Origin of the sequence: Lentzea kristufekii (assembly GCF_033949925.1) — a bacterium.
Lineage (GTDB): Bacteria > Actinomycetota > Actinomycetes > Mycobacteriales > Pseudonocardiaceae > Lentzea > Lentzea kristufekii.
Genome location: NZ_JAXAVV010000042.1, coordinates 30,751 through 41,892, shown reverse-complemented (window position 1 = coordinate 41,892; position 11,142 = coordinate 30,751). Strand labels below are relative to the sequence as shown.

14 protein-coding genes and 1 tRNA gene are annotated in these 11,142 nt (G+C 67.5%); 8 read left to right on the top strand and 7 right to left on the bottom strand.

The annotated features are described in order from the left end of the window. The 3 genes from rpmF to SK571_RS44290 form a co-directional block, all read right to left on the bottom strand. The coding region (rpmF, locus tag SK571_RS44300; RefSeq protein ID WP_319990109.1) for a 50S ribosomal protein L32 at positions 1-161 on the bottom strand (161 nt) is incomplete at its 3' end. Next, entirely contained in the window at positions 161-412 is a 252-nt protein-coding gene (locus tag SK571_RS44295) for a type B 50S ribosomal protein L31 (RefSeq protein WP_266043891.1), read from the bottom strand. The genes rpmF and SK571_RS44295, both read right to left, overlap by 1 nt. Then, positions 409-1,293, bottom strand: a complete 885-nt coding sequence (locus SK571_RS44290; RefSeq protein ID WP_319990108.1) for a GTP-binding protein — start codon at positions 1,291-1,293, stop codon at positions 409-411. The genes SK571_RS44295 and SK571_RS44290 overlap by 4 nt, the downstream gene beginning before the upstream one ends. Before the next feature lie 63 nt (positions 1,294-1,356). Between SK571_RS44290 and rpmB the strand changes: the two genes are divergently transcribed. The 4 genes from rpmB to rpsR are packed head-to-tail and all read left to right on the top strand — an operon-like array spanning position 1,357 to position 2,282. Next, positions 1,357-1,587: a 50S ribosomal protein L28 gene (gene rpmB, locus SK571_RS44285; protein WP_319990107.1), complete on the top strand. Its 231-nt coding sequence runs from the start codon at positions 1,357-1,359 to the stop codon at positions 1,585-1,587. Continuing rightward, positions 1,587-1,754 (top strand): 50S ribosomal protein L33, encoded by a 168-nt coding sequence (gene rpmG / locus SK571_RS44280; RefSeq protein ID WP_319990106.1) that lies wholly within the window; start codon positions 1,587-1,589, stop codon positions 1,752-1,754. Before rpmB ends, rpmG begins: the two co-directional genes overlap by 1 nt. 4 nt (positions 1,755-1,758) lie before the next feature. Further along, on the top strand, positions 1,759-2,052 hold the full coding sequence (gene rpsN / locus SK571_RS44275; RefSeq protein ID WP_030481362.1) for a 30S ribosomal protein S14: 294 nt from the start codon (positions 1,759-1,761) through the stop codon (positions 2,050-2,052). Beyond that, complete coding sequence (gene rpsR / locus SK571_RS44270) at positions 2,052-2,282, top strand: 30S ribosomal protein S18 (RefSeq protein ID WP_266043895.1); 231 nt, start codon at positions 2,052-2,054, stop codon at positions 2,280-2,282. The genes rpsN and rpsR overlap by 1 nt, the downstream gene beginning before the upstream one ends. Here the strand turns inward: rpsR and SK571_RS44265 are convergent. Then, positions 2,230-2,586 (bottom strand): hypothetical protein, encoded by a 357-nt coding sequence (locus SK571_RS44265; RefSeq protein ID WP_319990105.1) that lies wholly within the window; start codon positions 2,584-2,586, stop codon positions 2,230-2,232. The two genes, rpsR and SK571_RS44265, sit on opposite strands and share 53 nt — an antisense overlap. 84 nt (positions 2,587-2,670) lie before the next feature. Here SK571_RS44265 and bluB point away from each other — a divergent pair, with 84 nt between their 5' ends. Together bluB and SK571_RS44255 are read left to right on the top strand one after the other, a co-directional pair. Further along, entirely contained in the window at positions 2,671-3,303 is a 633-nt protein-coding gene (gene bluB, locus SK571_RS44260; RefSeq protein ID WP_319990104.1) for a 5,6-dimethylbenzimidazole synthase, read from the top strand. An 86-nt stretch (positions 3,304-3,389) separates the two neighbouring features. Further along, positions 3,390-4,847 (top strand): GGDEF domain-containing protein, encoded by a 1,458-nt coding sequence (locus SK571_RS44255; protein ID WP_319990103.1) that lies wholly within the window; start codon positions 3,390-3,392, stop codon positions 4,845-4,847. A gap of 14 nt (positions 4,848-4,861) precedes the next feature. Here SK571_RS44255 and SK571_RS44250 read toward each other — a convergent pair whose 3' ends face one another. Further along, entirely contained in the window at positions 4,862-5,509 is a 648-nt protein-coding gene (locus SK571_RS44250) for a response regulator (protein ID WP_030481367.1), read from the bottom strand. Positions 5,510-5,960: 451 nt separating this feature from the next. On the opposite strand from SK571_RS44250, the gene SK571_RS44245 reads away from it, so the two are divergent. Further along, complete coding sequence (locus tag SK571_RS44245) at positions 5,961-9,161, top strand: penicillin acylase family protein (protein WP_319990102.1); 3,201 nt, start codon at positions 5,961-5,963, stop codon at positions 9,159-9,161. A 55-nt stretch (positions 9,162-9,216) separates the two neighbouring features. Here the strand turns inward: SK571_RS44245 and SK571_RS44240 are convergent, their stop codons facing one another. Both SK571_RS44240 and SK571_RS44235 read right to left on the bottom strand, forming a co-directional pair. Next, entirely contained in the window at positions 9,217-9,954 is a 738-nt protein-coding gene (locus SK571_RS44240) for an FkbM family methyltransferase (protein ID WP_319990101.1), read from the bottom strand. Positions 9,955-9,964: 10 nt separating this feature from the next. Beyond that, complete coding sequence (locus SK571_RS44235) at positions 9,965-10,801, bottom strand: hypothetical protein (RefSeq protein WP_319990100.1); 837 nt, start codon at positions 10,799-10,801, stop codon at positions 9,965-9,967. A 173-nt stretch (positions 10,802-10,974) separates the two neighbouring features. Between SK571_RS44235 and SK571_RS44230 the strand changes: the two genes are divergently transcribed. After that, positions 10,975-11,050, top strand: a tRNA-Arg gene (locus SK571_RS44230). Positions 11,051-11,142: the final 92 nt, after the last annotated feature.

Genomic DNA, 11,142 nt, shown 5'->3' with positions numbered 1-11,142 from the left:
TAGAGCAGCCCGCGCTTGTAGGCCGCGACCAGCCGGCGCGGCACGAGCAGCTCCTTGCCGTCCAAAGTCCGCACGCGCACCAGATCCGGCGCGGTGGCCTTCCACTGCGCCCGGCGGTGACGGGTGTTGGACCGGGACGTCTTGCGCTTGGGAACGGCCATCAGCGCTCTCGCTTTCCGTAGCGGCGGTTGAACTTCTCGACCCGGCCGGCGGTGTCCACGAGTCGCTGCGTGCCCGTCCAGAACGGGTGCGAGTCGGCGGTGATGTCGACGACGAGCAACGGGTAGGAGTTGCCGTCCTCCCACTCGATCGTCCTGGACGACGTCGCGGTCGAGCGGGTCAGGAACGACTTGCCGGTGGACGCGTCCTGGAAGACGACCGGGTGGTAGTCGGGGTGGATTCCGGGCTTCATATGGCCAGCTTTCGGATCGAGTCCACGAAGGACAGTTCGTCGTCGGTGAGCAGTGCTTCGGCGAACGCCGCGGTGATGGAGTCCGGTTCGCCCAGGGTGATCGCCACGATCTGGGTGGTCTTGCCCCCGCGCGGCCCGCCCTCGCCGACGTGCATGCCGCAGCCCGCGGATTCCAGGTGCAGCGCGACGTCCGGCTCGTCCGCCACCCAGAGCCGGCCGCGCGAGCGCACGACCGTTCCGTCCAGCAACGAGTCGAGCGCGTCGTTCAGCCGTGCCGGGTGGAACGGCCGGTCCGCCGTGAAAACCGCTGTCGAGACACCACATTCAGGCGTGAGAGGCATCAGCCGTGGGCGGGTGCTCTTGCGCACGACCACCGTCTCTGGCGTGCAGCGGTGCGCGCCCGGAGCGAGCCGGTCGAGCACTGCGAGCGTGCGTTCGTCCGCGTCTCCTTTCAGCACCAGCACGTCCGCGGCCTCGGCCTGCGCGACGACGACCTGCGCCACCGTCCGCTGGTCGCTGACCATCGACGCGTCGCCCAGGGCGTCGTCCAGCCAGGTCGCCGCGTCGAGCACGGTGATCACGCACTCGACGTCGATGCCGAGCTTGCGGCGCACCGCGTCCGGTTCCAGCAGCGGGTCCAGGTGCAGCACGACCGTGTGGCCGGTGAACGTCCCGAGCACCTCGCGCAGGTCCTCCCGCACGGTGCAGGACACGCAGCCGTGCAGCAGGTCGATGTCGGTCGCAATGCCGTCGACCCAGCGACGCACGCACGTTTCCGCAGCTACGTGACGCACGAGCACCGAACCGGGCCGGTCGCGCCACACCCGCACGGCGACGTCGTGGTCGACCAGCCCCGCCACCATAACGACAACGGTTTCCATGTGAGGTACCGTAGATGAAAACGAAAGTCGTTTCAATCTGCGTCCATCTATCTGGAGGTACTCGTGCGCTGCCAGCTGACCGGCCGTGAGCCGGGCTTCGGCAACCGCGTCTCGCACTCGCAACGCAAGACGCGGCGCCGGTGGAACCCGAACGTCCAGCGCAAGCGGTACTTCGTGCCGTCGCTGAACAGGTTCGTGACGCTGACGCTGTCCGCGAAGGGCATCAAGACCGTCGACAAGGTGGGCATCGAGGCCGCCGTGGCCCGGCTCCGCGCGCAGGGGGTGAAGGTCTGATGGCCAAGAGCACTGACGTGCGGCCGATCATCAAGATGAGGTCGACCGCAGGAACGGGCTACACCTACGTGACCCGCAAGAACCGCCGCAACGACCCGGACCGGATGGTGCTGCGCAAGTACGACCCGGTGGCGCGCAAGCACGTCGAGTTCAAAGAGGAGCGCTGAGGACGTGGCCAAGAAGTCGAAGATCGCCGCGGACCTGCGCCGGCGCGAGGTCGTGGCGCGCTACGCGGAACGCCGGGCCGAGCTCAAGGAGATGCTGCGGCACCCGGAGACGCGCGCGGAAGCGTTGCAGGGCCTGCAGAAGCTGCCGCGGGACGCGTCGCCGACCCGGTTGCGCAACCGGGACGTCGTGGACGGACGGCCGCGTGCCTACAACCGGAAGTTCGGTCTGTCCCGCGTCCGGCTGAGGGAGATGGCCCACCGCGGTGAGCTGCCCGGCGTCTCGAAGGCGAGCTGGTGATGCGCGAGAAGAGGCCGCTCAAGCGCAGGCAGAACCTGCTCGCGAAGGAGGGCGTGACCGTCGTCGACTGGAAGGACGTCACGCTGCTGCGCAAGTTCCTCTCGGACCGGGGCAAGATCCGGTCCCGCCGGGTGACCGGCCTGACGCCGCAGCAGCAGCGTCAGGTCGCCACGGCGATCAAGAACGCACGGGAGATGGCCCTGCTGCCGTACCCGTCACAAGCGCGATGACCCGCACCGCCGCGCTGGCCAGGAAGGCCAGCGCGGCGAGCTGCACCAGCAACGCGAGCACCCAGGTCGTGTGTTCGTCGACCGTCAGATCGCCACGAACACCCACCAAGAAGGTCGCGTAGAGGCCCCAGCACTGCAGCGCGGCCAGGCCCGCGCCGACGATCGTGGTCCGCAGCGAGACGATCACCACGACGGCGGCCAGCAGGAACAGGGCGAACAGCGGCCAGGCACCGGTGAACGTGGTCACGCCGACTCCGCAGCCGAATCCGAGCGCCGAGCCGTACCCGCCTTTCATTCTTCGCATCCGATCGGTCTATCGCCTCAGGTGAGATCAGCGCCACCTCTCCAGCGTGAAGTTGGTGCTTTCGAGTGAGGCACGATCGCAGGAATGAACCTGTACGACGTGGTCCACCGCCGCAGGGACACCCGCGCCGAGTTCTCCGGTGAACAGATCCCGGACGACGTGCTGCGCAGGGTGCTGACCGCCGCACACGCCGCCCCCAGCGTCGGACTGTCCCAGCCGTGGGACTTCGTGCTCGTGCGCGACGAGTCCACCCGGCGCGCCTTCCGGGATCACGTTCAGGCCGAACGCAGCGTCTTCGCAGCTCAGCTTGATCAGGAACGAGCCGAGACGTTCGCCCGCATCAAGGTCGAGGGGGTCATGGAGTCGACCCTCGGCATCGTGGTCACCTACGACCCGGACCGGGGCTCGCCGGCGGTTCTCGGCAGGCACGCGATCGCCGACGCCGGTCTGTACTCCGTGTGTCTCGCCATCCAGAACCTGTGGCTGGCCGCGACGGAAGAGGGACTCGGTGTGGGCTGGGTGAGCTTCTACCGGGAAGATGTGCTGCGCCGTCTGCTGGACATCCCCACAAGGGTCCGTCCGGTTGCGTGGCTGTGCGTCGGTCCGGTTCGATCACTGCCCGAGACGCCCGATCTGGAACGTCACGGTTGGCGCAACCGACTACCCCTCGATGACGTCCTGCACCACGATCGGTACGGGGCGCGACAGACCCGGTAGCCTGTGCGGGCCGCTCGGCCAGTCGGAACGGAGTCGATGAACGAGTGGAGCAACGCGATCCGCTGGTAGCGGGCCAGATTCCGCGGTTGGACCGAGAGGTCCGCGCGTTGCTCAACGCTGGCCGCTTGCCGGAGGCGAACAGCCTTTTCGACGAGGTCGTCACCAAGGTGTCCCCCGGCGCCGACCGCTGGGTCCGATCGGCGGTGCTGGTCAACCGGGCGGTGATGGCCTGGCGCCTCGGCCGCATCCCCCTCGCGCTGGAACTGGCCGCCGAGGGGTGGACCGATCTCGACGCCGACCGTTCGGACAGCCCCGCCGTGGCCCAGACGATGGGCTCGCTCGGCTATCTGATGGAGGGCATCGGCAACCGGCGCGCGGCGCTCGACATGCTGCGACTGTCCGTTCAGGTCGCGCGGCGGGCCGGCAACACCGACACGCTGGCGCACTGCCTGCAGCGCCTCGGTGGTTCGCTGAACTTCCGCGCCTGCTCGGGGCCACCCGCGGCGGCGCCGGCGATCTTCGAGGAAGCCCTGGCGTACCTCGACGAGGGCCTCGGCATCGTCAAGGACGAGGTGCACCGGCGCGCTCTGATGGGCGCGTTCGGACGGTCGCTCGCGGGCGTCGGGCAGCTGGAGAAGGCCGAGGAGATCGCCGAGGAGACTCTGCGGCTGGCGGTCGACGCCACCGACCTGTGGGGAATCTCGGTCGGTAACTGGGTTCTCGCCGTCGTGCGTCGCGAACAGGGCGATTTCGACGAGGCGCGCACACACGCGGCACGTGCGGTGGCGAACGCCGAACGCATCAACGACACGTCACTGCTGCTGCGGTTCTCCACGGAGCTGGCGGACATCTGCCACGCCCTGGGTGACGCGGTGGGCGAGGCCGAGGCGTTGCGGCGGTCGATGGCGGCTTCCCGCACGGCCACGGAGACGTTGCAGGAAGGCCTGGGCCAGGCGCTGGAGCAGCGCCGGGTGGCCGTGCAGGCACAACGGCTCGCGGTGGCGGCGCAGGAGGCCGCGGCGCGCGATCCGTTGACGGGCCTGGCGAACCGGCTCGGGCTGGAACGGGCAGCCGCCGCGTTGCTGGAGTCGACGGCGGCGCGCGGGCGGGTGCCGTGGCTCGTGCTGGTCGACGTGGACTGGTTCAAGAGCGTCAACGACGACGCCGGGCACGCGACGGGCGACGCGGCGCTGCGCGAGATCGCGGCGTTGCTGCGGCGCGAGTGCCGTTCGGACGACCTGGTGGCGCGCTGGGCCGGTGACGAGTTCGTGGTGCTGCTCGGGGACACCGGGCCGAACATGGACGTCGGCCCGAACGTGGCCGAGCGGATCCGCGCGGCCGTCGACGGGCACGACTGGACGATGGTGCTCGGCGCGGTCCGCCGCCCGACGGTCAGCATCGGTGTCGCGGCGGGACCGGCCAAGCTGGACCAGCTGTTCGCGGCCGCCGACATGGCGCTCTACCGCGCCAAGCGGCACGGCCGCAACAGGGTCGAGGTCGAGCCCTCGGTGGACGAGGTGCCCGAGATCGTGTCCGGGAACTAGGAGTTCTCGGGCGTCTAGGCGATCAGGCCGCCGCGGTAGGCCACCAGTGCGGCCTGCACGCGGTTGACCGCGCCGATCTTGCCGAGCACGGACGAGACGTAGCCCTTCACCGTCGCCTCCGACAGGTGCAGGGTGCCGCCGATCTCCGCGTTGGACATGCCCTGCCCGATCAGCACGAGCACTTCGCGCTCGCGTTCGGACAGGCTCTGGAGAAGCCTGCGTGCCGGCTCCGCCATTCGTTCGCCGTCGGCGACGGCCGCGAGAACTCTCGCCGCCACACCGGGGTCGAGAACAGCGCCTCCGCGCGCGAGATCACGCACGGCTTTGACGAGCTGTTCCGGTTCGGTGTCCTTGAGGAGGAAGCCGGCCGCGCCGAGACGCAGTGCTTCCGAAACGTATTCGTCGACGTCGAACGTGGTGAGGATGCAGACCCTCGGTGGGTCCGGCAGTGTCCGCAGCCGCCGCAGGGCCACGAGTCCGTCCGAGGTGCGCATCCGGATGTCGAGCAGAACAACGTGCGGACGATGCTGGCGCGCCAGGTCGGCTACCAGATGTCCGTCATCGGCCTCAGCAACAACTTCGATGTCTCCGACGCTGCTCAGGATCATGCGAAGGCCGGAGCGGACGAGGTCCTCGTCGTCGGCCAGCAAAACCTTGATCACGACGCCTCCCGCATTGGCGTTCCGTGCTCCCTCATGTTCGTGATCTTGGCGTACGCACGCCGAAGGTCACGTTAATTCTCAGTTATCTCATCATGTGGTTACGGATTTTCGAGATCGCCGACGGCGTTCACAGTTACCGGAATTGAGCTCTGACTTCGCTGCGTAGGCGGGCCACCAGGCACTAAGAGGGGCCACCGGAACACTGAGTGACGAAACATCGATATCCCACTGAGTGGAATGCGGTACCAGAAACACGGATACGGCCTCGGTAATCCGATTCAGATGTCTCGTTTGGCCTCGTTTCTGCCCATATGGCTTTTCAATGGGCCTCGGGATCGATACAGGTCATCTCGCTCCGATCTCGAAAACGCGAAGGTCTTTCGCAATAGCCTTACCGGAAAGTAACGTGCGTCACAACAGCCCTGCCCTGCACGGAGAGGAGCTTCGCGCGATGCGGAGAGCCAATCCGGTGACGACCCTGCTGGCGACCGCCGCCGTCACCGCCTCGCTTTTGATCGTTCCGTCGGCCAACGCCGAGGAACCCCCACGCGCGGCCGCGTTCGCCGCCGACGACTACTGCCTCGGGCAGTGCAACGACATCCTGCCGCCGGGCAACAACGGCAACGCGACGCTGGCGGAGATCCTCACGCACAAGGCGTTCGGTACCAGGCCGGCGCATTCGGCCGACCAGCTCGGCAAGTACGACGCCCTGGTCAACGGCTACGGCGGACTGACGAACTCGCAGCTGACGGACTTCTTCAACGACGCGTCGTTCGGCGTGCAGTCCGACCAGGTCGAGAGCACCATCAAGCCGCGGTCCGACGTCACGATCGTGCGCGACAAGAAGATCGGCATGCCGCACATCACCGGGACCACGCGGTCCGGCACGATGTTCGGCGCCGGTTTCGCGGCCGCGCAGGACCGCCTGTGGCTGATGGACGTCTTCCGCCACCTCGGACGCGGCCAGCTGACCGGTTTCGCCGGTGGCGCGCCGGGCAACCGCGTGCTGGAGCAGAGCTTCTTCAACCAGATCCCGTACACCGAGGCGGACCTGCAGAAGCAGATCGACAGCGCGACGGCGAACGGCGGTGAGCGCGGGCGGCAGGCGCTGGCCGACGTCACCGACTACACCGCGGGCATCAACGCGTACATCACGCAGTCCGTTTCCGCACGGAACTTCCCCGGTGAGTACGTGCTGACCGGGCACGCCGACTCGATCACGAACTGGAACGACATCCAGCCGTTCAAGACGACCGACATGGTGGCGATCGCGTCCGTGGTCGGTGGCCTGTTCGGCGCCGGCGGTGGCGGCGAGGTCCAGTCGGCGCTGGTGAAGCTGGCCGCGCAGAACAAGTACGGCGCGGCCACCGGTGAGCAGGTGTGGAAGGCGTTCCGGGCGCAGAACGACCCCGAGGCCGTGCTGACCCTCCACGACGGACAGTCGTTCCCGTACTCCGCCTCGCCCGCTTCGCCCCAGGGCGTGGCACTTCCCGACGGTGGCAGCGTCACGCCGGAGCGCATGGTCTACGACGAGGTGGGCGGCACGGGAACTTCCGTCGCCGTTCCCGCTTCCGAGGACGTGGCGAAGGCTCGCGGCATCTTCTCCGACGGCGTGCTGCCCGCCGACCTGCTGAACAAGAAGCACGGCATGTCGAACGCCCTCGCGGTGTCGGGTGCTCACACGGACAGCGGCAACCCGATCGCCGTGTGGGGGCCGCAGACCGGTTACTTCGCACCGCAGCTGCTCCTGCTGCAGGAGCTCAACGGGCCGGGCATCCGTTCGCGCGGCGTCTCGTTCGCGGGCGTCTCGATGTACGTGCAGCTCGGCCGGGGTGTCGACTACTCGTGGAGCGCCACCTCGTCGGGTCAGGACATCGTCGACACCTACGCCGTCGAGCTGTGCAACCCGGACGGCTCCGCTCCTACCAAGGCCTCCTCGCACTACCTGTTCCACGGCGCTTGCCTGCCGATGGAACGGCTGGAGCGCAAGAACGCCTGGAAGCCCACGGTCGCGGACGGCACACCCGCCGGTTCGTACACGCTGGTGATGTACCGGACCAAGTACGGCCTGGTCACGAGCAGGGCGACCGTCGGCGGCAAGGTCGTGGCGTACACGACGTTGCGTTCGACGTACATGCACGAGGTCGACTCGATCATCGGGTTCCAGGAGCTCAACGACCCGTCCGCGATCCGTTCGGCCACCGACTTCCAGCGCGCGGCCAACAAGATCGGCTACGCGTTCAACTGGTTCTACGTGGACTCCCGCGACTCCGCGTACTTCAACTCGGGCCTGAACCCGGTTCGCAGGTCCACTGTGGACCCGAACCTGCCGACGTGGGGCCGGGCCGAGTACGAGTGGGTGGACTGGAACGGCGACGAGAACACCGCTGCCTACATGCCGTTCGCCGCGCACCCGAACTCGATCAACCAGGACTACTACGTGTCCTGGAACAACAAGCAGGCCAAGGACTTCACGTTCGGCGGGTTCGGCCACAGCGCCGTGCACCGCGGCGACCTGCTCGACGTTCGCGTGCGTGCCCTGATCGCTTCCGGCCAGAAGGTCACTCGTGCGTCCCTGACCCGCGTGATGGCCGAGGCGGCAGTGGCCGACCTGCGTGCCGAGCAGGTGCTGCCCGAACTGCTGCGGGTGCTGGAGTCCGCTCCGGTCGACGCTTCCCTGGCACCGGTCGTGCAGAAGCTGAAGGACTGGCAGCGCTCCGGCTCGTTGCGCAAGGAGACCGCGAAGGGCAGCAAGGCCTACGCCCACGCCGAAGCCATCCGGATTCTCGATGCCTGGTGGCCCCTGCTCGTCGAGTCGCAGTTCAAACCGTCGCTGGGCGATGGGCTGTACAACGCCCTGGTCGCCGCCCAGCAGGTGGACGAGGCCCCGTCCGACGCGCACGGCGCCGCGCCGCACAAGGGTTCGTCGTTCCAGTACGGCTGGTGGGGCTACGTGGACAAGGACCTGCGCAAGGTCCTCGGCGACCCGGTCCAGGGCGCGTTCCCGCAGACTTACTGCGGTGGCGGCACTCTCTCCGGCTGCCGCACGGCACTCGTGAGTTCCTTGCAGGCAGCGGTCGCCAAGCCCGCGACCGCGGTCTACCCCGGCGACGCCGACTGTGCCGCAGGAGACCAGTGGTGCGCGGACACGATCATCCACCGCGCCATGGGCGGCATCACCCAGGACAAGATCCACTGGCAGAACCGCCCGACGTACCAGCAGGTCGTGCAGTTCCCGTCCCGCCGGGGCCAGACCACCACCAACCTGGCCGCCGGCCGCACCGCCACCGCGTCGTCGCACGAGAAGGGCTGGAACAACCTCCCGCCGTCGAACGCTGTGGACGGAAACCCGACGTCCCGCTGGGCCAGCGACTGGAGCGACAACCAGTGGATCCAGGTGGACCTTGGCTCAGTGCAACGAATCGGTCGCACGGTGTTGCGATGGGAATCCGCCTTCGGCAGGGGATACCGCATCGAGATTTCCAATGACGGAGCGAACTGGCGGAACGTTTTCTCCACAAGTAGTGGCGATGGCGGCGATGATGTCGTAGCGTTCACACCACAGGACGCGAGATACCTGCGGCTGACAGGCACCCAACGGGCCAATCAGTACGGGTACTCCCTGCACGAGCTTGAGGTCTACGTCTCGTAGGCCTTCGAGATGAGGACGCCGATCCACCCCCAGGGGTCGGCGTCCTCTACTTATGTCAGGCCCTGAACAGGTAGTTCCTGATCTCGCCCCCGATGTTCGCGGTCGGCACCCACTCACCGCCGTGCCACGTGCTCATCCGATACCCGCGCTCGGCGAGGAAGTCGGCGACGTCCTTCGCGTGGTACCCGAACCGCTCGACGTGCCGTTCCTCGATCTCGAGCAGGAAAGCCGGCTTGAGCCGCTCGATGGTCTCCGTCGCCCCTTCGAGAACCCTGAGCTCGGCCCCCTCGACATCAGCCTTGACGAAGTCGAGCCGGGTGATCCCCTGCTCCTCGACGAAGTGGTCCAGGGTGTCCGTCTTGACCAGCACGTCCAGGTGCTGGTCGAACTCCTCGTTGGACCCGAGCCCGTTGGCCCCCACCGTGAGGAACGACCGCCCGGTGACCGGACTCCCGTGCCGAACCGGCACGGACATGACCTCACGCCCCTGCTTCTCCGCACCAAGCGCCACCGAGTGCCTCTTGATGTTGGCACCTTCGCGCGGCCGCAACACGTACGAAAGCGCAGGGTGCGCGAACACCAGCGGCTCGACGCTGTGCACAGTCCCTTGTGGACCGACCAGTCTCGACAAGGTCACCGTGTAGAGCCCCAGCGCGGCCCCGACGTCGACGCAGACGTCCCCGGGCTTGACAACTTTGCGAAGTCCGATGAGCTCCGCCTCGGCATAGGGCGTGAGCCGGGCCAAAGCCCGCAACCCGGCGACAACAGCGGCACTGCGAAGTTGGGTCAACACCCCGGTCAGCCTAGACGTGCCCGTTGTTGCGTTGTTCGCCCGCGGGCAACCCGACCTGGTCAGCGAACTCAGCGGCCACCCGCGCCCCACCGTAGACGCTGAGGGCCTTGACCAGGTGCAGCCTCAAATCCTGCCGATGAGCGTCCCCGAGCTCAGGCATGGCCCGCTCCACACTGCTGACCAACGACTCGGCCCAGTTGGTGGCCGGCTCCCGCTGCGCGAGCTTCACGAGCTCAGCGAGGTGATCAGCGAGCTTGACCGCCTCCTCGACCTGATACCCGTTGCGCTGCAACCACCAGATCGTCGCCGTGCCGACGTCCGTCAACACCTCGTCACGCAGGTACCGGATCTCCGCCCGTTCAACATCCCGCTCCGCCAACTTGAACGTGGAGTTCCGCAACAGCTCGACGTGCTTCCGAGCCATCTCCAGGTCCTCGTCCCCGACCGTGATCTTCACCTGCTCGGCCCGCGCCCAGACATGCGTCCCGGGCACCTGCCGTTCGGTGGCGAGCTCATCCCCCAACTGCACCTGCAGGGCAGCGTGATGCACCAGCATCGCCTTGGAACTGATCTCCTTGGCCCGCTGCAGAACGTGATGGATGGCCGCACTGCGCGGCGAGTTGTGCCGCAACCCCGTAGCCAGATCAAGCCGCCACACCACGGTGAACTTGAAGTGGAAGTCCAGCCCGTAGACCGCACTGGCCAACGGCGTCTCGAACTCCTGCTGATGACTGCTCGCCGGCGGCACGAAGGTGATGTCGTCAGCGCGCTTGGGCACCCTCCGGCGCCACCAGGCCTTGAGGGAACCAAGCGGGCCAGGACGGAAGTCGGGCCAGGGTCTGCTCACGCCCTCTCCCTACCTGACGTTTGTGCCCGGCAGAAGGTGGCCTGCCTCACTTCCCTCCAACGGCCGCAGCTTGGTTCGGGGAGCCCTCACGGTGCGTGAGCGACCTGCTCGTCTGCGGTAGCTGGGGGCGCTGGTCAACTCGGTGGCGGCGCCCCGGTAGACTGCTGTCGCCAGCCCTAGTAGCTCAGGGGATAGAGCATCGGTTTCCTAAACCGTGTGTCGCAGGTTCGAATCCTGCCTGGGGCACCACCTTTCGCCGGGTGAAATCAGGGCCTGACATGCTGAAACGCTGTCGGGCCCTGATCTTTTCGGGCAGTCACCGTCAGCGAGAATCCCTGAGT

What these genes read in the sequence shown, in the direction of transcription:
- SK571_RS44295 (WP_266043891.1), bottom strand. Translation starts at nt 412, where the DNA reads ATGAAGCCCGGAATCCACCCCGACTACCACCCGGTCGTCTTCCAGGAC.
- SK571_RS44290 (WP_319990108.1), bottom strand. Translation starts at nt 1,293, where the DNA reads ATGGAAACCGTTGTCGTTATGGTGGCGGGGCTGGTCGACCACGACGTC.
- rpmG (WP_319990106.1), top strand. Translation starts at nt 1,587, where the DNA reads ATGGCCAAGAGCACTGACGTGCGGCCGATCATCAAGATGAGGTCGACC.
- rpsR (WP_266043895.1), top strand. Translation starts at nt 2,052, where the DNA reads ATGCGCGAGAAGAGGCCGCTCAAGCGCAGGCAGAACCTGCTCGCGAAG.
- SK571_RS44265 (WP_319990105.1), bottom strand. Translation starts at nt 2,586, where the DNA reads ATGCGAAGAATGAAAGGCGGGTACGGCTCGGCGCTCGGATTCGGCTGC.
- bluB (WP_319990104.1), top strand. Translation starts at nt 2,671, where the DNA reads ATGAACCTGTACGACGTGGTCCACCGCCGCAGGGACACCCGCGCCGAG.
- SK571_RS44245 (WP_319990102.1), top strand. Translation starts at nt 5,961, where the DNA reads ATGCGGAGAGCCAATCCGGTGACGACCCTGCTGGCGACCGCCGCCGTC.